Below are 23,516 nucleotides of genomic sequence, written 5' to 3' on the forward strand. Positions count from 1 at the left end.
CTCAGGCGGCCGTGCCGTCGGCACGGCAGGCTGTGGTGCATGACCGCTCGCTACTGCTCGCTGCCGCGGCAGCCGGCCCCCGCGTTCGCGCCGGGCCTGGCCGCCGAGCGCCTCGGCGCGCTGGCCGCCGGGCGGCGGCTGTGGGTCAACGGCACGGTGCTGCACTACTGCTTCTTCACCGGCGACAAGGCCGGCTCGGAGATCGCCGTCCCGGGCACGGGGCGGACCCGCTGGGTCCCCTGGGGCGGCTCCAAGGAGCAGCAGGACGTGGTGCGCGAGTGCTTCGAGGAGTGGCAGGGGCTCGGCTTCGGCCTGACGTTCACCGAGGTCCGTGACCGCACGGAGGCGGAGCTGCGCATCGGGTTCCAGGTCGGAGACGGTTCCTGGTCCGCCGTGGGCCGTGACGCGCTGGGCATCGGCGTGCACGACCGCACCATGAACTTCGGCTGGGACCTGACCGCGCCGGGGGAACGGGCGACGGCCCTGCACCAGATCGGGCACGCGCTGGGCATGCTGCACGAGCACCAGAGCCCGTACGCCGGTCTGCACTGGGACGACGAGGCGGTGTACGCGGAGCTGGCGGGGCCGCCGAACCACTGGAGCCGGGACCGGACGTACCGCAACGTGCTGCGCAGACTGGGCCCGGACGAGGTCAACGGGTCCGTCTGGGACCCGCAGTCGATCATGCAGTACGCGGTGCCGCCGGGGCTGATACTGGAGCCGGAGCAGTACCGCGGGGGTGTGCACCCGCCCGGTGGGCTGTCCGCGGCGGACAAGGAGTTCGTGCTGCGCCGGTACCCGCCCGCCGATCCGCGCCCGCCCGCGCTGCTGCCGTTCCGCTCGGTGCCGCTGGGCCTCGCCCCCGGCGAGCAGGCGGACTTCCGTGTCGACCCGCCGGAGACGCGCGTGTACACGGTGGGCACCTTCGGTGACGCCGACCGGGTGCTGGCGCTCTTCGAGGAGCGGGACGGGGAGCCCCGCTTCCTCGCCGGCCACGACGACGGGGGAACTCCTGTCAACGCCACGGTCGCGGCCCGGCTCGTCAAGGGCCGCCGCTATTACGTCCGTGTCCGCCTGTACTCCGCGTGGGGTCCGGGCGAGACGGCGGTCATGTGCTGGTGACGGCACGGGCCGGCCGAAGTCCGAGCCACAGTCCGGCGCCGGGGGAAGGGCCGGGGACGTCGCCTTCGGGGGAGGGAGACGTCCCCGGCCCGCGGCGCGCGGGCCGGAGCGCGCACCGACCGCTCCGGCGGCCTGTGCCCGCCACCGGTGCCGTCGGATGCCCACGTTGCGGGCCCTACCGCGCGGGTGAAGACTGAGGGCAAGGGCCGGGCCCGCCATGGACGCGTGGTACATCGCGACTCTCATCCGGAACCATCATGGCCAGAACCCCTCGGCGACATCCCTCCCGTACGGCCGGCGCGGCCGTCGTGGCCACGGCTCTCGCGTTGACCGCGGCGCCGGCCGCTGCCGTGGCGTCACCCGACACCGGCGAGCGGGCCGCGGTCGGTGTGCCCGCCGGGACGACGCCTCCGCCGACGCCCACTCCCTCGCCGACACCGACGCCGACTCCTACTCCTACTTCGACGCCGGGCGACCCGCAGACGTCCCCGCCGAGCGACACGACGGGACCGCAGACGTCTCCGCCCACCGACTCGGACGACACGACGGGGCCGGACGGCACGCCGGAGACCGGCCAGACGTCCGGTCCCGGCGAGCAGCCGGACCGGACCGAGCCGGATGCCGTGACGGAGCAGCGGGAGGAGGCCGAGGCGGTGACCGCGCGGCTGAACCGCATGGCGGCCCGGGCACCCGACGAACTGAAGCCGTCCGTGGCGCAGTTGACCTCCGTCCTGGAGCGGTCGCAGGCCCCGGAGACGTCGCCGCAGGACAGGGACGGCATCATCGGCTGCGCCGGGCACGTCGCCGCCGCGCTGGAGGCGATCAACGCTCCCGGGACACCGGCCGCGGTCCGGGAACAGCTGACCGACATCGTGCAGCAGGTGGCATCGGGGCTGGATGCGGTCAGTGACCCGGGCGTGCCGGAGGAGCAGCGGGCCATGACCGTGCTCACCCTGCAGGGGTCGGCGTCCGTCCTGGAGCTGATCGCCGACCCGGGGACGCCGCAACAGCTGCGGGACCTGCTGGCCGGCGGAACGGGCAGCCTGAACACGGCCGCCGCGCGCCCGAGTCCCGGCGTGAAGGCGGCGCCGAGCGGCCCTCCCGGCAGGAGTCGGGGCCATCAGCGGACGCTGATCACCGTGTACGGCACGATCACCAGGTCCGACACCTCCGGCGGGGACCGTCAGAGCCTGGCGGAGTCAGCGGGTGAGGCCGCCGAGTCGCTGGACAAGTCCACCGACCCCAGGGTGTCGCAGGAGGACCGGGACAGGGCGCAGAAGAAGCTGGCCGAGCAGATCGATCGGCTGCAACGGCAGTTGGAGAAGATCGCGGCCACGCAGGGGCTGCCGGACGTCCCGCTCGGCAAGGCGGCCGAGGTCTGCGCCAACGCCGCGTTCTCGTACGTTCCCGAGCCGAAGCTCATCGGGTTCCTGGCGCATCTGACTCCCGACAAGTGGAACGGCGAAGGAGTGAAGGACTACTGGAAGTCCCGGCAGTCCGGCGACGGATCGCTGGACGTGCAGGCCCAGTTGAAGAACAACAGCTTCGACCGTGCCCCGTTCGGCATCGCGCGACTCGTGCCCGAACTCGCCGATTTCATACCGGCCCGCCAGTTGTTCGGGACCCTCGGCATGCCGGGGCTCCACTGCCTGCGGTCGGCCGTGCTCCTCGACGAGCAGGGAGTCCGGGCCGGAACCTGGGTCGACAAGGGCCAGGAGCTGGCGTAGGAACACGTCAGCCGGTGTCCGCCCCGGCGGATCTCAGCAGTTCCGCGACGGGCACCTCCACGTCGGCGTACGCCGTCGCGGCACCGTAGCGCGCCACGTCCCTCTCCTCCTCGGAACGCGCCACCCCGCCCGTGAAGTGGAAGGTGGAGATGGTGTAGATCGGTCTGCCCCCGGGGGACCACACCGCCGTCACGTACCGGGGCTTCCGCGTCAGGTTGACCAGGTTGTTGTTGTGCCGCACCCGGCCGTGGTAGTAGAACTCCTCACCGCACTTCTCCGGCCGGCAGTAGTAGCGTCCTTCCGCCCGGTCCCACGACCGGTGCGGCCGCCGGAACTCCTCCACGTCGAGTTTCCCCCGGTCCTTCCTCATGTAGGTGATCTGCAGGACGACGCTGATCGTGTCGAAGTCGGTGTCGACCGGGACCTGGAACACCTGCTCCTTGGTGAACTCCTGCCCGACGTCTAGCCAGTCACCCGGACGGTGTGGGCGTCCGCTGCTGATCCTGGTGAAGTTCAGCCCGTCGACGTAGCGTTCGGCGTCCTCCGCGCGCCGCTCGTCCAGGCTCCTGCGCCACTCCTCCAGGCGGTTCGCGCCGTCGGAGTACGCGGTGGTGCGACCGTGGACCGTGTAGTCGTTGTTGATGACGTACACCGGGATGCCTCCCGCGTTCTTCACGTACAGCTTCAGCGGGACGTGCACGAACGGCCGCACGGCGTCGGCCCGTGCCGCGCCGAACTCCGCCCGCAGGACGAAGTGCATGGGGGCCGCCGCGGGCTGGTACATGGTCGAGTACGCCAGGCTCACCGCGGTCAGGAGCGCCGTCACGACGACCCCGGCCGCGAAGGTCCTGGGCCGCCGCATGCCTCGCCAGGCCCTCTCGCGGACGAGCAGCCAGAGCGCCCACACGGACCAGCACCACAGCGGCAGGAAGAGCAGCAGGAAGGGCGTGAACTCCCGTTCGTCGGCCCATACGAAGAGCAGGAGGCTGTCCGTGGCGAACGCGATCAGCACTCCGAGCAGGACCACCGCTCCGGACCCCTTGACCTGCCGTTTCCCCCAGTGGTCGAGGCCCGCGACGACCGCCGCGCCCTGTACCGCCGCGGACAGGACGAACAGGGCCCCGGTGATGCGCTGGGCGAAGGTCAGGGCGCCGAGGGCGTCGGGCCATCCGATGACGACGCCGAGGACCATGGACGCGAGCATTCCGGCCGTCATCAGCGCGGCGGTCGCACGTCGCCGCCGGGTGCGGTCGGGCCAGGTTCCGCTGTCCCCGCCGCGCCACTGCACGGCCACCGGGTCGTCCAGGTCCAGGTCCTCGGGATAGCCGAGGCGGACGAGCGTCCGGCGCAGTTGGGGCAACGACCAGACGCCGCCGACCCGCTCGCCGCCCACGACGACCGTGCGCAGACCACGGCTGTCCGGAGCCTCGACCACCACCCAGGGACGGATACTCATGGGGCCCAGGCTCGGGCCGCGCCCGGCACGCCGCATGCGGGGCTCCCCCGTTCGGCTCCGGCGGCCACCCGCCGCGGCGACCCGGCGGTGCACGGACCCCGAGCGGTGGGCCCGCACCGTGAAAGGGCCCGCGAAAAACGATCAGGGCCGTTCCGGACTGCTCCGGAACGGCCCTGATCCACGACTCTCACGAGTCGGGACGACAGGATTTGAACCTGCGACCCCTTGACCCCCAGTCAAGTGCGCTACCAAGCTGCGCCACGTCCCGTTGCGCACCGCGCGGTGAACCGCGTGATCACGCAGGTCAACCCTACCTCATCCGCGCGGTGGTGCCGGGACGGCGGGTCAGCTCCGGGCGGCCGGGGCGGCCGGTTCCGGAGTGCCCGTGACAGGGGCGGCGGACGCGAGGCGTGCGGCGCGCCGGGCGGGGACCAGCAGGGCGGCGCCGGCCGCCGCCAGGCACAGCACGGCCAGCAGGACGAAGCCCTGGGTGTAGCCGGACTCGTGGGGCAGTCCCGAGGGCTGGAGCCGACCGGTGACCAGGACGCTGGTGACGGCGGCGCCGATGGAGCCGCCGATGGTGCGGATGTTGGCGTTCATGCCGGTCGCGGCGCCGGTCTGGCCGGCCGGCACACTGCCGACGATGAGGTTGGCCATGGCGGCGAAGGCCAGTCCGATGCCGAGCCCGAACACCCCCGCGGCGAGGGCGATCTGCCACGGCCGGTCGTGCCAGAGGGCGAGGACGGCGCAGGCGAGCGAGCCGAGCGCGGCACCGGCCGTCAGGAGCGTCTTGGCGCCGAGGACGGGCTCCAGCCGGCCGCTGAGCACACCGGAGAGGAACATCGCGATCAGCATCGGCAGCATCAGCAGGCCGGCGGTGGTGACGCTCGCGCCGAAGCCGTAGCCCGCGGAGTGCGGGGTCTGGACGAAGCCGGGCAGGAAGGACCAGATGCCGTACATGCCGGCCCCGAAGAGCAGCGCGGCGGTGTTGGTGGTCCACACCGCGGGCTGCCGCATCACGCGCAGGTCGATCAGCGGGTCGCGGGAGCGGGACTCGGCGTACAGCCACAGCGCGAACAGCACCACGGCGGCGCCCAGCAGACCGAGGACGCGGCCGGATCCCCAGCCCCAGGCGCCGGCCTGGCTGAGCGGCAGCAGCAGGGCCACCAGCCACGCCGACAGCAGGACGGCGCCCGTCCAGCTGACGCCGCCCTCGGCGCGCCGGGGGGATTCCGGCACGTGGCGCACGGCGATCAGCAGGGTCACGACGACGACGGCGACCGGGATCCAGAACAGCCAGCGGTAGTCGAGGGCGGTGACGATCGGGCCGGCGGCGACCATGCCGACGCCTCCGCCTGCGGCGATCACGGCGGACAGACCGGCGATGCGGGCGCTGACCTCCAACGCCCCGAACTCGTCGCGGATGATGCCGAAGGAGAGCGGGAGCAGGGCGCCGCCGACGCCCTGGACGACCCGGGCGACGACGAGGACACCGATGTTCGGGGCGAGCGCGGCGAGCAGACAGCCGACCGCGACGGCGGCCAGGACGCCGACGAGGGTGCGTTTGCGGCCGATCAGGTCGCCGACGCGGCCGAGGATCGGGGTGAACACCGAGGCGGACAGCAGGTACGCGGTCATCACCCAGGTCACGGTGGACTGCGAGGTGTGCAGCGCGTGCTGCACGGTCGGCAGGGCCGGCGCGATCAGCGACTGCAGCATGGAGAACACGCCGGCACCGGTCGCGAGGACCGCGAAGGTGAGGCGTGTGGACGTGCGGGGCATGGAGGACCTCTCCGGATACGGACGGGGTGCGGCCGTCGCCCCCGTGGCCGCGTTCCGCCGCGGCCGGGTGCGGGCCGGTGCGCGGAGGCGGCACCGGGCACACCGGGGGCGGGGACGCGGCCGCGGAACGGCCGGTGCGGGACGGGCGGCGCGTACGTGCGGGGCCCGTGGAGGAAGGTCGTACGCGGTGGTACGAGCGGACGGGGTACGGGGTGCCGGTACGTCGGTGACGCGTGCGGCCGCACGCGTCCACGGCGGGCGCACCCCTCACTGCTAAAGTGGAGGTACCCCTCCACTGTAGCGGAGGCACCCCTCCGTTTCAATCGAGCCCAGCCCCGGAGGCCACCCGTGACCGCCCAGCCGTTCCCCGTCAGCGAGATCGTGGCGTCCCGGCGACCGCACCGCAAGGACGCCGCCCGCAACTACGACGCCCTGCTGGCCGCGGCCCGCGAGGCGTTCGCCGAGCACGGAGCGGAGGCCTCCCTGGAGGACGTCGCGCGCCGCGCCGGTGTCGGCATCGGCACCCTCTACCGCAACTTCCCCACCCGTCGGCACCTCTTCGAGAGCGTCTACGCGGGCGAGGTGAACGACCTGTGCCGGTTCGCCGAGGAGGTCGCCGACCGGGAGCCGTGGGAGGCGCTGACGGCATGGCTGCACCGGTTCGTGGACTACACGGTGACCAAGCGGGCCATCCGGGAGGCGCTGGACGGCGAGTCGGAGATCTTCCTGGCCTGCCGGGAGTCGATGTACGCGGCGGGCGGGCCGCTGTTCGAGCGGGCGCGCGAGGCCGGACGGGCCCGGGACGACATCGCCTTCGACGACCTGCTGCGGATGGTGGCCGGGATCACCGCGACCAACTTCCTCGACGACGCCCAGCGCGACCGGGTGCTCTCCATCGCCCTGGACGGGGTGCGCGCGGGACGCTGACCCGGCCCGCACTTCCCCGGCGCCGCCGCGCCGACGCGCACTCCACGCCCGCACCCGCACCGCACCTGCACCCGCACCCGCACAGCAGAGTGCCCCGTGTCCCGTCGTCGGGACGCGGGGCACCGCGCGGGCCGGCGTGCTCAGCCGGCGGTGGCCGACTGCCGCGCTGCGCCGGCGCGTCGGCCGGACCGCGAGGTCCGCGGCGCGGCGAGCCCGATGAACGGCGTGGACGCCGCGCCCGCCGGGGCGAAGGCCGTGAAGCCCCGGTCGCCGTGGATCGCGGCGAGCAACGGGCGGCCGAGCCGGGGCCCGAAGACCGCGCCGAAGCGGCCCATGCCCGAGGTCCGGCCGACGGCCGTCACCCGGCTGCGAGGCCCGGCCGGTCGCGGGTGGTGAGGACCAGGCTGTGGTGCTCGTAGTCGTCGTAGTCGTCGTAGGTGCGCAGGTGGACGGTGTCGCCGTCCTGGCCGCCGACCGTCGGCCCCAGGCAGTCGGTGCAGGAGGCGGGCGACGCTCGCGTCCGGGTCGGAGGTGAGCAGCTGGACGTGGCCGACGTGGGCGATGTCACCGAGCGGCGGAGTCACGGGTGCCCCTGGGGCGTGGGGCGGGCCGGGGGAAGACGGTGCCGTCGAAGATCGTGCGGGCGGTTCTGACGACGGCGGTGCGGCGGACGGTGACCGCGGTGCCGTCGGACTCCGTGTCGACGTCGATGTCCAGGAATCCGGTGGGGTGTTCCACGCGGATCCGGCCGCCGTCGTCCGGGAGTTCGGCGATGCCCTCGGCCACGCCGCCCGGGACGCGCAGTCCCGCCGCCACGCTCGCGGCGCCGAGGACGCCGATGGCGGTGTGGCAGCGCACCGGGATGAAGGTGCGGGTCGTCACCGCGCCGCCGTCCCGTGGCGGGGCGACGAGGGTCGGTTTGGGCACGGTGGTGCCCGCCACGTCGCCGAGGCCCATCAGCCGGCCGGCGGCCGACCGGACCTCCGCGAGCCGGGCGGCGAGTTCCGGGTCCGCCTCCAGGTCGCCGGGGCTCTCGTAGCCGGTGACGTCGAGTGCGGCGGCGGGGACCAGCACGACCGGCATGCCGTTGTCGACGCACGTCACCTCGGTGCCGGCGACGGTGTCGCGGGCGTTGCCGGTGGGCAGCAGAGGGCTGTCGGCCTGCGGGAACTCGATGACGACCGCGGCGGCGGTGCCCGGCACGCCGGAGATCGCGGTGTCGCCGGTGAGGTCGACGCGCCCGCCCGGGGTCGGGAAGGCCGCGACGGCGCGCTCACCGGTGTTGAGCATGCGGATGCGCACGGAGGTCCGTCGGTCGCCGGCCGGCACGAGTCCGCGGTCGACGGCGAACGGGCCCACTCCGGCGAGGAGGTTGCCGCAGTTCTGCCGGTCGGTGACCTCGGGCGCGTCCACGGCGACCTGGAGGAACAGGTAGTCGACGTCGGCGTCCGGGTCGTCGGAGGCGGACACCACGGCGACCTTGCTGGTCAGCGGGTGGCCGCCGCCGAGGCCGTCGATCTGGCGCGGGTCGGGACTGCCCATGATCCGCAGCAGCAGGCGGTCGCGGGCGGCGGGGTCGGCGGGCAGGTCACCGGCGAGGAAGTAGGCGCCCTTGGAGGTGCCGCCGCGCATCAGGGTGCAGCGCACCCCGGCGGAGGCGGTCACGGCCGCTCCCCGGCGGCGTACTCCTCGTACGGCTGGTAGGTCACGCCCAGTTGCCTCAGCTTCTCGCGCAACCCGTAGCGGTCGAGGCCGAGTCGGCCCTCGGCGAAGGCGGCCCTGGCGGCGGCCTCCTTCCGCTCCCGCGCCTCGGACGCCTCGGCCGTCCGCCGGGCCCGGGCGCGGGGGACGACGACCACGCCGTCGTCGTCGGCGACGATCACGTCGCCGGGGTGGACCACCTGGCCGTCCACGACGACCGGTACGTTGACCGAGCCGCCGGTGGCCTTGACCGTGCCCTGCGCGCTGACGGCCCGGGACCAGACCGCGAAGCCCATCTCCCGCAGTTCCTGGGTGTCGCGGACGCCGGCGTCGATGACCAGGCCGCGCACGCCGCGCCGTTGGAGTGCCGTGGCGAACAGTTCGCCGAACATGCCGTCGGTGGACGGCGAGGTGGTGGTGACGACCAGGATGTCGCCCTCGCCGCACTGCTCGACGGCGGCGTGGATCATCAGGTTGTCGCCGGGCCAGGACAGCACGGTGACCGCGGTGCCGGCGACGCGTACGCCCTGCTGGACGGGCCGGATGCCCGGGCCGAGCAGACCGGTGCGGCCCATCGCCTCGCCGATGGTGGCGACCCCGTACCGGGCGAGCGCCTCCACGTCCTCGGCGGCGGCCTTCGGCGGGTCGGTGACGATCACGCCGCTCATGCCAGCTCCTTCGCGATCTGCGGGAACGGCCGCATGAACGCCTCGGCCATGGTCCTGTGCGGCAGGCCCAGGTTGGGACCGGCGTTGCGCTTGAGCTGGACGCCGCGGCGGACGGCGAGGTCGGTGTAGTAGTCCCACAGGTGCTGCTGGGCGGCCAGGCACTCCATGGCCCTGCGCTTGGTCTCCCACACCTCGGTGATGTCCAGGAGCACTTCGGGCCGGAAGCCGCTCATCTCGGGCTGGTGCGGCTCGAAGTAGAAGACCGGCGGGGCGCCGATGATCCCGCCGGGGCCGGGGTAGCCGATGGCCTGGGCGAGGACGCGGGCCTCCAGGGCCATGCGGTTGGCGGCGGGGTGGTCGCCGTTGTAGGGGTCCTCGACGGGGTGGGTGAGCACGACGTCGGGCTGGGTGGCGCGGTAGACCTCGACGAGCCGGTCGGTCAGCTCGGGCGTGGCGGTCAGCGGGTAGTCGCCGGCGTCGAAGAAGCGGACCTCGGCGCCGAGGGCGGCGGCGGCCTGCTCGGCCTCCTCCCGGCGTATCGCCTTGATCTCCTCGAGCTTCCTGCCCTCCCGCCAGGCCTTGGCGGACTCGCCGCGCTCGCCGAAGGTGAGGCACGCGATGGTGGCCTTCTCCCCGCGTGCGGCGGCGAGCGCGATGGCGCCGCCCGCACGCCAGACGAAGTCGCCGGCGTGCGCGGTGACGACGAGCGTCGATCGTGGGGTGGCGGCGGGCGCGTTGCCGTGGGTCATGCTGCGTTCTCCTTCGTGGACAGGTGGCGCCCGCCTCGGTGCGCGGTTCAGTCGCGCAGTGCCTCGATCACGCTGGTGAGGTGGGCGCGGACGGCCGCCTCGGCCGCCTGCGGGTCCCTGGCCACGATCGCCTCGATCATGGCCAGGTGCTCGTTCAGGGATTGCTGCGGACGTCCCGGACGCAGCGCCAGCTGGAAGCGGTGGCGCACCAGTTGGGCGTTGAGCCGCTCCAGGAGCGCCACGGCCGTCTGCTGGCCGGAGAACTCGCGGATCCTGACGTGAAGTTCGTGGTTGAGCTCCGAGTAGGTCAGCGGTTCGCCGTCGGCCACGGCCTTGCGCATCGCCGTGCCCAGCCGCGTCAGTTCCGTGAGCTGTTCGTCGGTGGCGGCGGTGGCCGCCTTGGCCGCGCAGAGTCCTTCGAGGACCAGGCGGCACTCGGTGATGGCGACCGCCTCCTCGACGGTCACCACCCGCACCCGTGAACCGCGGTTGCGGATCCGCTCCACCAGCCCTTGCGACTCCAGCTCGATCAGCGCGGCCCGGATGCTGGCCCGGGTCACGCCGAACCGTTCGGCGAGTTCGTTCTCCACCAGCCGCTGCGCCGGCACCATCTCGCCGCGCAGGATCGCCTCCCGGAGCTGCCCGAGCGCAAGCCGTCTGGCCTGCTCCCCGGTGCCCGGACGGGATTGGTTCGGCATGGTCGCCCTCCCTGAGTGAGTGCCTGTCGAACGTAAATCTAGCCGACAAAATTGTCAACAATTTCGTTCGCGATATTGCTGACGTGCGTGGGCGGGCTGCTCACGCCCGCACTGCCGGGCGGTTGTCCTGTCAAACGGTTGACATGACGCCGGGTGCCCGCAGAAGGTGAGCGGGCAGAACAGGGACCGGGCCGGAGAGAGGCTTTTCATGGTGGATGCGCTGGGTGTCGCCGTCGTCGGATTCGGCTGGATGGGGCGGGTGCACACCCAGGCGTACGCGCGCGTGCGGCACCACTATCCGCAGCTGGCCGTCCGGCCCGAGCTGGTCGCGGTCGCCGAGGAGGTGCCGGGCCGGGCCGAGGAGGCCGCCGCGCAGTTCGGCTTCGCCGCCACCACCCGCGACTGGCGCGAGGTGGCCGCCGATCCCCGGGTGAAGGCCGTCAGCATCACCGCCCCGAACTTCCTGCACCGCGAGATCGGGGTCGCGATGGCCGAGGCGGGCAAGCACATCTGGATCGAGAAGCCGGTGGGCCTGAGCGTCGAGGACGCCCAGGCCGTCGCGGACGCCGTCGCCAAGGCAGGCGTCCAGGGCGCGGTCGGCTTCAACTACCGCAACGCGCCCGCCGTGGAGGCGGCCCGCGACCTGATCGCCTCCGGTGGGATCGGCACCGTCACGCATGTCCGCGTCCGGCTGTTCAGCGACTACGCGGCTCATCCGGAAGGCGCCCTGACCTGGCGCTACGAGCGGGAGCGCGGCGGCAGCGGAGTCCTCGGCGACCTGGCCTCGCACGGCGCCGACCTGGCCCGCTTCCTGCTCGGCGACATCGCCTCGCTGACCGCCGACACGGCCGTCTTCCTGCCCGAGCGGGCCCGGCCGACGGGCGCCACGGCCGGCCACGCCCGCGCGGCCGGCGGCGAACTCGGCCCGGTGGAGAACGAGGACTACGTCAGCTGTCTGCTGCGCTTCGCCTCCGGCGCGCGGGGCGTGCTGGAGGCCTGCCGGGTGTCGGTGGGCGAGCAGAACAACTACGGCTTCGAGGTCCACGGCACCAAGGGCGCGGTGTTGTGGGACTTCCGCCGGATGAACGAGCTCGGCGTCAGCCGCGGCACCACCTACCAGGACCAGCCCGTCAGCACCGTGTACGTGGGCCCGGGTCACGGCGAGTTCGGCGCCTTCCAGCCGGGCGCGGCGAACGCCATGGGCTACGACGACCTGAAGGTGATCGAGGCGTACCGCTTCCTGCGCTCGGTCGCCGAGGGCGTCCCGCACGGCGCGACCCTCGCCGACGCGGTGCACAGCGCGGCCGTGCTGGACGCGATGGCACGGTCCGCGCAGAGCGGCACCTGGGTCACCCCGTAGCCGTGGCGGGCATGTTGTAGGGGGTCACGACCTGGATCGCGGACGGCAGGGTGGGGCCCGCGGGCGGCAGCGCGCCGTGGGCCCGCATCACCAGGTGGCAGGCCTCGCGCAGGTCGTGACGGAGATCGTGGTGGAGCACGGCGGACAGCCGGTGCTCGCGCAGCAGTCGCGTGTTGTCGTGGTCGAGGTCGTGCGCGAGGAACACGGCGCACTCGCGCCCGGCGTCCTCGAAGGCACGCAGGGTGGCGATGTTGCCGCCGCCGATGGAGTAGACCGCCCGGATCTCCGGGTCCCGTTCCAGCGCGGCCCTGACCAGGTCGTACTGGGTGGCGTCCAGGCCCTGGCCCTCGGTGATCTCGACCAGTGTGCGCCCGGGCCGGCGGGCGCGCATGGCGCTGCGGAAGCCCATCTCGCGCTCCTCCTCGTTGCGGAAGAAGCCGCTGGAGAGGCTGGTGAGGACGTTGCCGGGCCGCTCGCCCAGCCACTGCTCCATGAGGTAGGCGGCGGTCGCGCCGGCGGCCCGGTTGTCGCTGCCGACGTACCCGATCCGAGCGCTCGCGGGCAGGTCCGTCACCAGCGTCACCACGGGAATGCCGGCCGCGGCGAGCCGTCCGACGGCGGCGGTGACCTCGGGCACGTCGGGCGCCTTGAGGATCACTCCCTGCGAGCCGCGCCGGCGGATCCGGTCGAGCACCGCGACCAGTGCGGCGGCCGGGCCGGTCTCGCGAAAGTGGTGGCGGGAGCGGACCACCGCCGGGTGCAGGGAGGGCAGTTCGGCCTCCAGGGCGGTGCGGACGGCGGTGGAGAACCGCTCCGGCGACTGCATCACGATGTCCAGCATGAACGTCCGGCCGACGAGACGGACCTGGGTGCGCTGCCGGTCGAGGTCGGCGATGGCCCGGTGCACCTCGCGCGCGGTGCTCTCCCGCACCCCTCCCCTGCCGTTGAGGACCCGGTCCACCGTGGCCTCGCTCAACCCTGCCTGACGTGCGATTTCCCGGATCGGGAAGGGGTGGCCCATGCGGTGGCTCCTGAGGGGTTTTTGATGGCTTCCTGCTGGTTGTTCGAGGGGTTTGTACTGACAAGAATGACAGAGCCGCGTCGCTCCGTGACCCGAAGGGACGGCCTCATGTCCGTATCCACTCCGCAGCAGACCCCCGCGCCGGCCGCCTGGCTGTCCGAGCGGGACTGCGACCTGGATGCCTTCCGCGCGCTGGTCGAGCAGTCGACCGACCTCGCCGCCCACCCGCACGCCTCGGCGGTGGAGCGCAACGTGCTGCTCTACGACGCCGACCGGCTCGCCCGCGCCGACCGCCGGGAGGTCCAGGCCGAGTTGGTGCGGGCCCTCGCCGACGGCCCCGGCGTCGTGGTCGTCCGCGGTGCCTTCCCCGACCCGGCGGTCGTCGACCGGACCACCGCCGTCTTCGACGCCCTGATCGCCGAGCAGCGCGCCTCGGGCGCCACCGCCGGCGACCACTTCGCCAGGCCGGGCGCCAACGACCGGGTGTGGAACGCCCTGGAGAAGGCCGCCCTGTACGACCCGCAGGCGTTCGCCGACTACTACGCCAACGACGTGATCGCCCTGGTCTCCTCGGCCTGGCTGGGCCCCGGATACCAGGTCACCTCCCAGGTCAACGTGGTCAACCCGGGCGGCGCCGCGCAGACCGTGCACCGCGACTACCACCTCGGTTTCCTCTCCAACGAGGTCGCCGCCGCCCACCCGGCGCACGTGCACCGCCTCTCCCCCGTGCTCACCCTCCAGGGCGCGGTGGCGCACTGCGACATGCCCGTCGAGTCCGGGCCGACGCTGTACCTGCCGCACTCCCAGAAGTACGGGCCCGGCTACCTCGCCTGGCGACTCCCGGAGTTCCGTGCGTACTTCGAGGAGCACCACGTGCAACTCCCCCTGGCCAAGGGCGACGCGGTGTTCTTCAACCCGGCGCTGTTCCACGCCGCCGGCGCCAACCGCTCGGCGGACATCCGGCGCATGGCCAACCTGCTCCAGGTGTCCTCCGCGTTCGGGCGGGCGATGGAGACGGTGGACCGCGAGGCGGTCACCGGCGCCGTCTACCCGGTGCTCCTGGGCCGCAAGGCCGAGGGAGCAGACGAGCGGTGGCTGGAGAACGTGATCGCGGCGAGCGCCGAGGGCTACCCCTTCCCCACCAACCTCGACAACGACCCGCCGGTCGACGGCCTCGCCCCGCCCTCCCAGGCCGACCTGGTGCGCCGCGCGCTGCGCGAGGGATGGACCGCGCGGACCCTGCGCAACGAACTGCGGGCCGGCGCCCAGCGGCGCGAGAGCTGAAAGGAAACCGGAACACGTCATGGGACTTCTCGACGACAAGGTCGTCCTCGTCAACGGCGGCAGTCAGGGCGTGGGGGCCGCCGTCGCCCGGGCCGCGGTCCGTGAGGGCGCGGTCGTGGCCGTCACCGGGCGGCGCCCGGAACCCGGCGAGGCGCTGGTGGCGGAACTGACCGCCGCGGGCGGCACGGCGGTGTTCGTCCGGGCCGACCTCGCGGACGCGGAGCAGGCGAAGGATGCCGTCGCGCAGGTCGTCACGGCGTACGGCCGCGTCGACTGCCTGGTGAACTCCGCGGGCCTCACCTCCCGCGGGACGCTCCTCGACACCACGCCCGAACTGTTCGACCAGCACATCGCCGTCAACCTCAAGGGCCCGTTCTTCGCCATGCAGGCCGCGGTCGCCGACATGGTGCGGCGCGAGGCGCCCGGCACGATCGTCAACGTCATCACCTCCTCGGCGCACGGCGGTCAGCCGTTCCTCGCGCCGTACGTCGCCGCCAAGGCCGGGCTCGCCGGCCTGACCCGCAACGCGGCGCACGCCCACCGCTGGGACCGGATCCGCATCAACGGCCTGAACATCGGCTGGACCGCCACCGAGGGCGAGGACGCCACCCAGCGCGCCTTCCACGGCGCCGCGGACGACTGGCGCGAGCAGGCCGCGGCACGGCTGCCGATGGGCAAGCTCGGCCAGCCGGACGAGATCGCCGACTTCGTGGTCCTGCTGCTGTCCGACCGCTCGGGCGTGGTCACCGGCTCCGTGATCGACTGGGACCAGAACGTCCTCGGCGGCCTCGACTGACGCACCCTCCCCCGTCTCCGCTCTCCGCTCGTACGACACCCGCAAGCAAGGAGCACCGTCCCCCATGCGCATCGGAATCCTCGGCCTCGGCCGTATCGGCGCCTTCCACGCCGAGACCCTGTCCCGGCTCGACGCCGTCGAGTCCCTCGTCGTCTCCGATCCGTTCGCGGATGCCGCGAAGGCCGCCGCGGAGCGGTTCGGCGCCGAGGTCGCCGACTCGCCCGAGGCGGTGCTCGCGGCCGGCGTGGACGGCGTGGTCGTCGCCGCCGCGACCGACGCCCACCCGGGGCTGATCCTCGCCTGCGTGGAGGCCGGCGTGCCGGTCTTCTGCGAGAAGCCCGTCGCCCGCACGATGGCCGAGGGCGTGGCGGTCCTCGAGGCGGTCGAGGGCCGCGACGTGCCGATCCAGATCGGCTACAACCGCCGCTTCGACGCGGGCTTCGTGGCCGCGCGGGCGGCCGTGCGGAGCGGGGAGCTGGGCACCCTGCACACCGTCCGCTCGACCACGCTGGACCCGGCGCCCCCGCCGGCCGCGTACATCGCCGCCTCCGGCGGCATCTTCCGCGACTGCTCGGTGCACGACTTCGACATCATCCGCTGGGTCACCGGCCGCGAGGTGAGCGAGGTGTACGCCGTCGGCGGCAACCGTGGCGCCGACTACATCAGGGAGGCGGGCGACGCCGACACCACCGGCGCGGTCCTCACCCTGGACGACGGCACCATCGCGGTGGTCTCCAACAGCCGCCACAACGCCCGCGGTTACGACGTGCGCATGGAGATCCACGGCTTCACCGACTCCATCGCCGTGGGCCTGGAGGACAAGCTGCCGCTGCGGTCGGTGGAGCAGGGCGTCGCCTTCCCGGCGGGCGTCCCGCACGACTTCTTCATGGACCGCTTCGCGGCCGCCTACCGTGCCGAACTCACCGCGTTCACCGAGGTGGTGGCGGGTACGCGGCCCTCGCCGTGCACCGTCGCGGACGCCCTGGAGGCCGGCTGGATCGCCGAGGCGTGCACCCTGTCCCTGCACGAGCACCGTCCGGTGACCGTCGAGGAGGTACGCCGGGCCTGAGCGGCCGTCCCCGGCCGCGCGGCCTCTCCCGGTCCCGTCCGGGCGGGTCGCCGGCCGGATCACTCGGGCGGGCGGCCCGGCTCGCGCGGCTCCCGGTCACCGGCGTGCGGTGCCCGGGTGGTGCGGGGCGGCTCCGCCGCCGGGCCGCCCGCCTCGTCGGCCGCCTGCCGCAGGAACGGCAGGATGCCGCGCTCCAGCAGGGCCGTGAGCCAGGCCTGCCGGGCCCGCTCCACCTCGGCGTACGGATCGTCGTTCCGCCCGGCGGGGAGGGTGCGGCGGTAGTGCCGTCGCCTCGGGCGCCGCAGCAGCGCGCCCAGGACCAGTCCGGCCGTGGCCGAGGCGAGGCACAGGCCGACGGTCACCAGACCCGGCGCGAGGTCGTGTTCCAGGCCGGCCGGCCCCAGGGCGAGGAGCAGCAGCGTCACCGCTGCCGCCCCCAGCAGCACGGCAGCCACCGCCGGGACGGACTTCCGGCGCGCCCGGCCACGAGGCGCGTACGGGACGGGCTGGGGCGCCGGTCGCCGGGCTGCGCCGGGCGGCGGGCTCGCCGCGCCCGCCGCAGCCACCCGTCGTGTCCGGGCATCGGCGGGCCCGCCCCACCCGAACATCCCCGCCGACGTCCGCAGTCGCTCCGCCCTGACCCGGAGGAAGTGCTGGTACTCGGCTGCCGCCACCGCCATGACGACCTCCCGGGCCTGGAGCGCCATGGTGCGCAGTTGCTCGGGTCCTGGCCACGGGCCGGCTGCGGGCTCCGAGGAGTGGGCGAAGGACGTCAGCGCCTGGTCGAGGAGCCGCTCGTACGCGATCCGGTCCTCACGCAGCAGGGCGGCGGGGTCGGCGTACCGCTCCGCGGGACGGACGGCGGAATCCGGAAGGGTGCGCGGGCCGAGGCCCGCCTCCCCAGGCCGCCGTTCGCTCACCTGCGGTACGGATGCGGGGGCGGTAGCGGACCGGTCGGGGCGGACCCGGACGCCGAGGAGGGAGACGAGCAGGCGCCGCCCGAGCGGGAGGTGCCGCTGCTGGACGATCGTGGGCGGCCGGTGCGCGGGACCGCCCGCCCCGACGACACCGGCGGCGGCCCGGCGGAACACGGACGGTCGCTCGGTCACGTCGAGCCCTCCTCTCCCAGCGCCGGGCCGCGGGTCAGCGGCGGCCGGTCGGCACCGCCGGCCGCGGTGTCGGCCCCGTCGCCGCCGTCCCCCGGCACGCCTCGGGACGGCGGGCGCGGCGGCTGCGGTACGGAGGCGGCGGACCGCGCCGACGAGCGGGGCCCGTCGGGCGCGCCCGTGCCGACGGCTCCGGCGGGCCCGGGCGGTTCGGGCGGCGCGGCGGGTGACGGTACGGTGCCGGGCGCCGCCTCCGTGCCCGGCGGGCCGGCGCCGATGGCCGCCTCGGTGGCGGGCGGGCCGGTCAGCGCCTCGCTGACCGACTGGACGCGGCCCAGCTGCGTCAGGATGACCGGCGCGGAGATGCCCACGACCAGCGCCGCGTACGCGCCGCTGATCTGGCCCGTGGTGCCGAAGAGCACCGCCGCTCCCGCGCCCATGGCGCTGTGCACCACGGCGGCGACGGAATCCCCGACCGGGTCGAAGTGGTCGGCGAAGCGCGGTGGCGGGTCCGCCTGTTCCGGCGGTGATCTGCGGTGGGCCCTGCGGTCCGCCTGCCAGTCGAGGAAGCGGATGTAGACGTCCAGCAGGCCCCTGAGCGCACCTCCGGCGGCGCCGAGGACGAGCAGCGTCGTCACCTCCACCGGATCTCCCGGGGGCTTCGGTTCGCTGGGTCCTCACCGGCTGCGCGCACGGCACGAGGGTAGGGCGTGGCGTACGGCGGCGCAAAGCCCCCACTCTCACCGGGAGTTGGTTCCGCTCACGCCACGGCGTCGCCCGTTCACCGGTACAGCGGCGGCTTCTCCACGAGGTCGACCTCGACCCGGCCGCCCTCCTCCAGCGCGCGCACGCCGGCCTCGCACACGGCCGCGGCGGCGTAACCGTCCCAGGTGCTCGGGCCGTCGACCTCGCCGCGGCGGGTGCTGTCGACCCAGGCCTGGACCTCGTCGTCGTAGGCCTGGGCGAAGCGTTCGGTCCAGTCCTGGGTGATGGTGCCGCCCCAGTGGCCGGCCGTGTGGGTGACCAGGGCGTGGCCGTCGCCGATGCGGGCGGTGCCGCGTTCGCAGACCGCTTCGGCCTGCACCTGGTAGCCGAAGCCGCAGTTGACGAAGATCTCGACGTCGGAGATCGCGCCGCCGTCGGTCTCCAGGAGGACGAACTGCGGGTCGCGCAGGCCCTCGGGGGCGCCGGAGGAGGGGGTGGGGCGCAGGACGGTGACGGCGGAGATCTCGTGGCCGAGGAGCCAGCGGGTGGCGTCGACCTCGTGCGCCACGGAGTCGCTGATGAGCATCGCGCTGGTGAAGAAGGGCGGGCTGGCGACGTTGCGGTGCCGGTTGTGCAGCATCAGCGGGCGGCCCAGCCGACCGGAGTCCAGCAGGGCCTTCAGGCGTACGTACTCGGCGTCGTAGCGGCGCATGAAGCCCACCTGGACGCGGCGGTGGCCGAGCGCCTGTTCGGCTTCGAGGACGCGCAGCGCGGAGGCCGCGTCGGGGGTGAGCGGCTTCTCGCACAGGACGGGCAGGTCGTGCTCGAACGCGGCGAGCAGGGCGGCCTCGTGGGCCGGTCCCGGGGAGGCGACGAGCACGGCGTCGACGTCGGCCGACGCCATCGCGGCGGCCGGGTCGGTGTGGGCGGTGCAGCCGTCGACGCCCGCGGCCACGGACTTGGCGCGCTCGGCGTCGACGTCCACGACGGCGGTGACCCGCGCGCCGTTGACGACCCGGTCGATCCGGCGTACGTGGTCGGCGCCCATGCGGCCGGTGCCGACGACGGCGATGCGCAGTGGCTCGCGCGGTTTCATCTCTCGCCTCCCCTCGGGACCGTCAGGCGCCGCAGGAGCGCAGGAACTGACGCGTGCGCACGGCGATCGGCAGCGGCTTGTCGGGCTCGCACGGGTACATGTCCTGCTCGACGATCGCGAACAGGTCCACGCCCAGCTTCTGCGCGGCCGTGAGGACCGGTCCCAGCTCGGGCACGCCGGCGGGCGGTTCGCACATCACTCCGCGCTGCACGGCCGGCCCGAACGGGACCTCGTTCTTGACCACGTCGGCGAGGATGTCCGGGTCGACCTGCTTGAGGTGCAGGTAGCCGATGCGCTCGCCGTAGGTCTCGATCAGCTTGACGCTGTCGCCGCCGCAGTAGGCGTAGTGGCCGGTGTCCAGGCAGAGGTTGACCAGGTCGGAGTCGGTCGAGTCGAGGAAGCGCTCGACGTGTTCCTCGGTGTCGATGTGGGTGTCGGCGTGCGGGTGGACGACGATGTCGAGCCCGTACGTCTCCTTCACCTCGCGGCCGAGGCGTTCCATGCCCCCGGTGAGGTGGCCCCACTGCTCGGTGGTGAGCTCGGGGGCCTCGAGGATCTCGGCGGTCTTGTCGTCGCGCCAGAACGACGGGATGACCACCAGGTGCTTCGCGCCCATGTCACGGGTGAGGGCGGCGACCCGGCTGACCTGCTCCCAGGTGCTGTCCCACTCGGACGGGCCGCGGTGCAGGCCGCAGAAGATGGTGCCGGCGGAGACCTTGAGGTTCCGCCGGCTCACCTCGTCGGTGAGGCGGGCGGCGTCGGTCGGGAGGTAACCGTAGGGGCCGAGTTCGATCCAGGAGTAGCCGGCCTCGGCGACCTCGTCGAGGAAGCGCTGCCAGGGCACCTGCTGCGGGTCGTCGGGGAACCAGACGCCCCAGGAGTCGGGGGCGGAGCCGACCCGGATGCGGTCGAGCGCGAGGGCCATGTCAGGACTTCCCTTCCGGTGTTGCGGCCGCGGGGGCCCGGAGGTCGCCCTCCTCGGGCAGTTCCTCGGTGTCGACGCCGCCGACCTGCGCCAGCTCGTGCTTGAGGGCGGCCAGTTCGGCGCCGCCCGCCATGTGGTTGGTGAGTTCCTCGAGGCCGACCTCGCTGCGGGCGGCGCTCAGTTCGAGTGTGCCGAGGCGCAGCACGCTGAAGTGGTCGCCGACCATGTAGGCGTGGTGGGGATTGTGGGTGATGAAGATGACGCCGAGGCCGCGGTCGCGGGCCATGGCGATGTACTTCAGCACCACGCCGGACTGCTTGACGCCGAGGGCGGCCGTGGGCTCGTCCAGGATCAGCACGCGGGCGCCGAAGTAGACCGCGCGCGCAATGGCGACGCACTGGCGCTGGCCGCCGGAGAGGGTGCCGATGGGCTGCTCCAGGTCGTCCAGGACGATGCCCATGTTGCGCAGTTCCTCGTCGGCGGTCTTCTTCATCCGCTCGATGTCGAGGCGGCGCAGCGGCCAGGGGCCCTTGGTCATCTCGGAGCCGAGGAAGAAGTTCCGCCAGACCGGCATCAGCGGGACGACCGCGAGGTCCTGGTAGACGGTGGCGATGCCCTTGTCGAGGGCCTCGCGCGGGGTGGAGAAGCGCACGGGTGCGCCATCGACGAGGAACTCGCCCTCGGTGTGCTGGTGCAGCCCGGAGATGATCTTGATGAGGGTGGACTTGCCGGCGCCGTTGTCGCCGAGGACGCAGGTCACCTTGCCGGGGTGGACGGTGAGGTCGACGCCGTGCAGGGCGCGGATGTTGCCGTAGGACTTGCCGGCGGAGCGGAGCTCGACCAGGGGGTGCTCGCCGCCGGGCGCGGTGTCCTCGGTGCCGGCGATGTGGCTGCCGGTGGTCTTGTCGGTCATTGCGGTCACCTCCGGGTCGCCGTGCGCTGGACCCACAGATTGATGAGGACGGCGCCGAGGAGCATCACGCCGAGGAAGGCCTTGAACCAGTCGGGGTTCCAGCCGGCGTAGACGATGCCCTGCTGCACCATGCCGAACATGAAGGCGCCGAAGACCGGGCCGATCGCGCTGCCGGCGCCGCCGGTCAGCAGGCAGCCGCCGATGACCGCCGCGGCGATGTAGATGAGTTCCTGGCCCACGCCCTCGCCGGACTGGACGGTGTTGAAGGAGAACAGGTTGTGCATGCCGACGAACCAGGCGCCGAAGCCGACGAGCATGAACAGCGAGATCTTGGTGAAGGTGACGGGGACGCCGACCGCGCGGGCGGAGTCCTTGTTGCCGCCGACCGCGAAGACCCAGTTGCCGTACTTGGTGCGCAGCAGCACCCAGGTGGCGAGGGCGGCGAAGACGAGCCACCACACCACGGTGATCTTCACCTGGACGCCGGCGACCTCGAAGCTGGACGCGAAGATCGCCTTGGCCTGGTCGAAGCCGTCCATGTCGCCGATGCTGTCGGTGGCGACGTTGCCGGTGACCAGCTTGGTCACCGCGAGGTTGACGCCCTGGAGGATCAGGAAGGTGCCGAGGGTGACGAGGAAGCTCGGCAGCCCGGTCCTGACCAGCATCCAGCCGTTGAACGCTCCGATGCCCAGGGAGACCGCCAGGGCGACGATCACGCCCATCCACACGTTCAGGGTGAGCTGGTAGCTGAGCATGCTGGCGGTCAGCGCCGAGGCCACGACGGCGACACCGGCCGAGAGGTCGAACTCGCCGCCGATCATCAGCAGGGCCACGGGCAGTGCCATGATGCCGATGACCGACGACTGGTACAGGATGTTCGCCATGGAGCTGCCGTCGCGCACCGGCGGCGCGGCGAACAGGAAGAACACCACGACGGCCACGGCGCCGAGGAACACGCCGACCTCGGGCCGGGCGAGCAGGCGCAGCGGCAGCGGGCGCCGCGCGGTGCGGCCGTCGGTCTGTTGCGGGCCGGGGGCCGGCGGTGTGTTCACCGCCGGCTCAGCCTGTTGGGCCATGCTCATCACCGAGTGCCCTTCGCGGCGTACTCGGAGACCGCGTCGACGTTGGACTTGTCGACGAAGGCCGGGCCGGTCAGCACCGGCTGCTCGCCGCCGCCGCTGTAGTTGCCGTTGTTCTTGTAGAGCCAGAGGCCGTCGACGGCGAGGTAGCCCTGGAGGTAGGGCTGCTGGTCCACGGCGAACTCGATGTCGCCGGCCTCGATCGCCTTGGTGAGGTCCTTGTTGAGGTCGAAGGTGGCGACCTTCGCCTCGCTGCCCGCGTCGCCCACCGACTGCACGGCGGTCGGCGCGAAGGGGGCGCCGAGCGTGATGACGTGGTCGATGGCGGAGTCCTGCTTCAGCTTGGCGGTGATCGTCGACTTCACCGACGGCATGTCGGTGCCGTTGACGTTGAGGATCTGGGTGTTGCCCTCGAAGGTCTTCTTCACGCCGTCGCACCGCTGGGTCAGGCCGACGTTGCCCTGCTCGTGGATGACGCAGACGGCGTTCTTCGCGCCGACCTCGTTGAGCTTCTTGCCGAACGCCTCGCCGGCCACCGACTCGTCCTGGCCGAAGAACTCGAGCAGTCCGAGGTCCTTCCAGTCGCTCAGGCCGGAGTTGAGGCCGACGACGGGGATGCCGGCGGCCTTCGCCTTGGCTATGACGTCCTTGAGCGCGTCGGGCTTGGCGAGGGTGACGGCGATGCCGTCGACCTTCTGGTCGATCGCGTTCTGCACCAGGGTGGCCTGGCTGCCGGCGTTCGGGTCGGCGGAGTAGACGAGCTTGACGTTGTCCTTGGCGGCCGCGGCCTCGGCGCCCTTGCGGACGATGTCCCAGAAGGTGTCGCCGGGAGCCTGGTGGGTGACCAGGGCAACCGTCATGCGCGGCGTGTTCGCCTTGCCCGCCGAGGCGTCGGCACCACCCTCCTCGGCCTTCTTGCCGCCGGAACCGCTGGAGCAGCCGGCGAGGGCCAGGGCGGCTGCCGCCGCGACCGCGGTGAACGGCGCGACTCTGCGGAGGCGGATGTGAGAAGAGCGGTCCATCTGTCCTGCACCTCACTGTGCTACGCGGGGGAAAGGGCGGGAGTCCGAGGATCCGGTGCCCGGAGCCTCGGGAGTCCGGGTGGTGTGCCATGGAACACGGCGGTCGTGCTGGGACGCGATCCAATCCCCAGAACCGCCTGCTGTCAATACTTTGTTAAGACATCATTTCACGAGCTAGTCCGAATGTAAGTACAAACTATTGACATCGCCGCCCTCCGAGACCTACACCTGGGAGGCAGCAGGTCCCTGGAATGCTCGTCCCCACCGTGGCAGGGCGTCCTGGGACCCGCATCCCCAGCACCTCGAGGAG

Annotated in this window: 22 protein-coding genes, 1 tRNA gene and 1 pseudogene; 7 read left to right on the forward strand and 17 right to left on the reverse strand. The window is 73.0% G+C overall.

Annotated elements, in window-relative coordinates; translation table 11 throughout:
- Nucleotides 1-39: 39 nt before the first annotated feature.
- Both absR1 and FGW31_RS03085 read left to right on the forward strand, forming a co-directional pair.
- The gene (gene absR1 / locus FGW31_RS03080; protein ID WP_142191752.1) at nucleotides 40-1,122 is read left to right on the forward strand and encodes a beta-glucuronidase AbsR1; all 1,083 of its coding nucleotides are present in this window, start codon (nucleotides 40-42) and stop codon (nucleotides 1,120-1,122) included.
- Nucleotides 1,123-1,379: 257 nt separating this feature from the next.
- Nucleotides 1,380-2,849: a hypothetical protein gene (locus FGW31_RS03085; protein ID WP_142191753.1), complete on the forward strand. Its 1,470-nt coding sequence runs from the start codon at nucleotides 1,380-1,382 to the stop codon at nucleotides 2,847-2,849.
- Between the two features lie 7 nt (nucleotides 2,850-2,856).
- On the opposite strand, the gene FGW31_RS03090 is transcribed toward FGW31_RS03085, so the two are convergent.
- The 3 genes from FGW31_RS03090 to FGW31_RS03100 all read right to left on the reverse strand — a co-directional run bounded on the left by FGW31_RS03090 (nucleotide 2,857) and on the right by FGW31_RS03100 (nucleotide 6,087).
- Nucleotides 2,857-4,305 carry a hypothetical protein gene (locus FGW31_RS03090; protein ID WP_142191754.1) on the reverse strand — a complete coding sequence of 483 codons (1,449 nt, stop codon included), beginning with the start codon at nucleotides 4,303-4,305 and terminating at the stop codon, nucleotides 2,857-2,859.
- A 194-nt stretch (nucleotides 4,306-4,499) separates the two neighbouring features.
- Nucleotides 4,500-4,573 (reverse strand) — tRNA-Pro (locus FGW31_RS03095).
- 77 nt (nucleotides 4,574-4,650) lie between these two features.
- Nucleotides 4,651-6,087, reverse strand: coding sequence for an MFS transporter (locus tag FGW31_RS03100; RefSeq protein ID WP_142191755.1), 1,437 nt, complete (start codon nucleotides 6,085-6,087; stop codon nucleotides 4,651-4,653).
- 348 nt (nucleotides 6,088-6,435) lie between these two features.
- Between FGW31_RS03100 and FGW31_RS03105 the strand changes: the two genes are divergently transcribed.
- On the forward strand, nucleotides 6,436-7,014 hold the full coding sequence (locus FGW31_RS03105) for a TetR/AcrR family transcriptional regulator (RefSeq protein WP_142191756.1): 579 nt from the start codon (nucleotides 6,436-6,438) through the stop codon (nucleotides 7,012-7,014).
- Nucleotides 7,015-7,154: 140 nt separating this feature from the next.
- Here FGW31_RS03105 and FGW31_RS03110 read toward each other — a convergent pair whose 3' ends face one another.
- The 6 genes and pseudogenes from FGW31_RS03110 to FGW31_RS03135 form a co-directional block, all read right to left on the reverse strand.
- Nucleotides 7,155-7,349, reverse strand: coding sequence for a hypothetical protein (locus tag FGW31_RS03110; RefSeq protein WP_182674435.1), 195 nt, complete (start codon nucleotides 7,347-7,349; stop codon nucleotides 7,155-7,157).
- A gap of 35 nt (nucleotides 7,350-7,384) precedes the next feature.
- Nucleotides 7,385-7,598, reverse strand: a pseudogene (locus FGW31_RS03115) (VOC family protein); the annotation flags it as partial.
- On the reverse strand, nucleotides 7,579-8,679 hold the full coding sequence (locus FGW31_RS03120) for a 4-oxalomesaconate tautomerase (protein ID WP_233452361.1): 1,101 nt from the start codon (nucleotides 8,677-8,679) through the stop codon (nucleotides 7,579-7,581). The gene FGW31_RS03120 and the pseudogene FGW31_RS03115, both read right to left, overlap by 20 nt.
- Complete coding sequence (locus FGW31_RS03125) at nucleotides 8,676-9,383, reverse strand: 4-carboxy-4-hydroxy-2-oxoadipate aldolase/oxaloacetate decarboxylase (RefSeq protein WP_142191757.1); 708 nt, start codon at nucleotides 9,381-9,383, stop codon at nucleotides 8,676-8,678. The genes FGW31_RS03120 and FGW31_RS03125 overlap by 4 nt, the downstream gene beginning before the upstream one ends.
- A complete protein-coding gene (locus FGW31_RS03130; RefSeq protein WP_142191758.1) occupies nucleotides 9,380-10,132 on the reverse strand; it encodes a PIG-L deacetylase family protein in 753 nt (250 codons plus the stop codon). The genes FGW31_RS03125 and FGW31_RS03130 overlap by 4 nt, the downstream gene beginning before the upstream one ends.
- A 47-nt stretch (nucleotides 10,133-10,179) precedes the next feature.
- A complete protein-coding gene (locus FGW31_RS03135; RefSeq protein ID WP_142191759.1) occupies nucleotides 10,180-10,830 on the reverse strand; it encodes a GntR family transcriptional regulator in 651 nt (216 codons plus the stop codon).
- Between the two features lie 208 nt (nucleotides 10,831-11,038).
- On the opposite strand from FGW31_RS03135, the gene FGW31_RS03140 reads away from it, so the two are divergent.
- Nucleotides 11,039-12,190, forward strand: a complete 1,152-nt coding sequence (locus tag FGW31_RS03140; RefSeq protein ID WP_142191760.1) for a Gfo/Idh/MocA family protein — start codon at nucleotides 11,039-11,041, stop codon at nucleotides 12,188-12,190.
- Here FGW31_RS03140 and FGW31_RS03145 read toward each other — a convergent pair.
- The gene (locus tag FGW31_RS03145) at nucleotides 12,180-13,211 is read right to left on the reverse strand and encodes a LacI family DNA-binding transcriptional regulator (RefSeq protein ID WP_142191761.1); all 1,032 of its coding nucleotides are present in this window, start codon (nucleotides 13,209-13,211) and stop codon (nucleotides 12,180-12,182) included. The two genes, FGW31_RS03140 and FGW31_RS03145, sit on opposite strands and share 11 nt — an antisense overlap.
- Nucleotides 13,212-13,319: 108 nt before the next feature.
- On the opposite strand from FGW31_RS03145, the gene FGW31_RS03150 reads away from it, so the two are divergent.
- From FGW31_RS03150 to FGW31_RS03160, 3 genes are all read left to right on the forward strand, one after another.
- Entirely contained in the window at nucleotides 13,320-14,495 is a 1,176-nt protein-coding gene (locus FGW31_RS03150) for a phytanoyl-CoA dioxygenase family protein (RefSeq protein ID WP_142191762.1), read from the forward strand.
- 19 nt (nucleotides 14,496-14,514) lie between these two features.
- Complete coding sequence (locus tag FGW31_RS03155) at nucleotides 14,515-15,291, forward strand: SDR family oxidoreductase (RefSeq protein ID WP_142191763.1); 777 nt, start codon at nucleotides 14,515-14,517, stop codon at nucleotides 15,289-15,291.
- A gap of 64 nt (nucleotides 15,292-15,355) precedes the next feature.
- Nucleotides 15,356-16,360 carry a Gfo/Idh/MocA family protein gene (locus tag FGW31_RS03160; RefSeq protein WP_142191764.1) on the forward strand — a complete coding sequence of 335 codons (1,005 nt, stop codon included), beginning with the start codon at nucleotides 15,356-15,358 and terminating at the stop codon, nucleotides 16,358-16,360.
- Nucleotides 16,361-16,419: 59 nt separating this feature from the next.
- Here the strand turns inward: FGW31_RS03160 and FGW31_RS03165 are convergent, their stop codons facing one another.
- The 7 genes from FGW31_RS03165 to FGW31_RS03195 all read right to left on the reverse strand — a co-directional run bounded on the left by FGW31_RS03165 (nucleotide 16,420) and on the right by FGW31_RS03195 (nucleotide 23,206).
- Nucleotides 16,420-17,469, reverse strand: coding sequence for a hypothetical protein (locus FGW31_RS03165; protein WP_142191765.1), 1,050 nt, complete (start codon nucleotides 17,467-17,469; stop codon nucleotides 16,420-16,422).
- Nucleotides 17,466-18,110 carry a hypothetical protein gene (locus tag FGW31_RS03170; RefSeq protein ID WP_142191766.1) on the reverse strand — a complete coding sequence of 215 codons (645 nt, stop codon included), beginning with the start codon at nucleotides 18,108-18,110 and terminating at the stop codon, nucleotides 17,466-17,468. The genes FGW31_RS03165 and FGW31_RS03170 overlap by 4 nt, the downstream gene beginning before the upstream one ends.
- A 137-nt stretch (nucleotides 18,111-18,247) precedes the next feature.
- Nucleotides 18,248-19,267, reverse strand: a complete 1,020-nt coding sequence (locus FGW31_RS03175) for a Gfo/Idh/MocA family protein (protein WP_142191767.1) — start codon at nucleotides 19,265-19,267, stop codon at nucleotides 18,248-18,250.
- A gap of 22 nt (nucleotides 19,268-19,289) precedes the next feature.
- The gene (locus FGW31_RS03180; protein ID WP_142191768.1) at nucleotides 19,290-20,192 is read right to left on the reverse strand and encodes a sugar phosphate isomerase/epimerase family protein; all 903 of its coding nucleotides are present in this window, start codon (nucleotides 20,190-20,192) and stop codon (nucleotides 19,290-19,292) included.
- A gap of 1 nt (nucleotide 20,193) precedes the next feature.
- Entirely contained in the window at nucleotides 20,194-21,105 is a 912-nt protein-coding gene (locus FGW31_RS03185) for an ATP-binding cassette domain-containing protein (RefSeq protein ID WP_142191769.1), read from the reverse strand.
- 5 nt (nucleotides 21,106-21,110) lie between these two features.
- Nucleotides 21,111-22,187, reverse strand: a complete 1,077-nt coding sequence (locus tag FGW31_RS03190; RefSeq protein ID WP_142191770.1) for an ABC transporter permease — start codon at nucleotides 22,185-22,187, stop codon at nucleotides 21,111-21,113.
- Nucleotides 22,187-23,206 (reverse strand): sugar ABC transporter substrate-binding protein, encoded by a 1,020-nt coding sequence (locus FGW31_RS03195; protein WP_142191771.1) that lies wholly within the window; start codon nucleotides 23,204-23,206, stop codon nucleotides 22,187-22,189. The genes FGW31_RS03190 and FGW31_RS03195 overlap by 1 nt, the downstream gene beginning before the upstream one ends.
- Nucleotides 23,207-23,516 lie beyond the last annotated feature (310 nt).

This window comes from Streptomyces calvus (genome assembly GCF_006782915.1).
Lineage (GTDB): Bacteria > Actinomycetota > Actinomycetes > Streptomycetales > Streptomycetaceae > Streptomyces > Streptomyces calvus.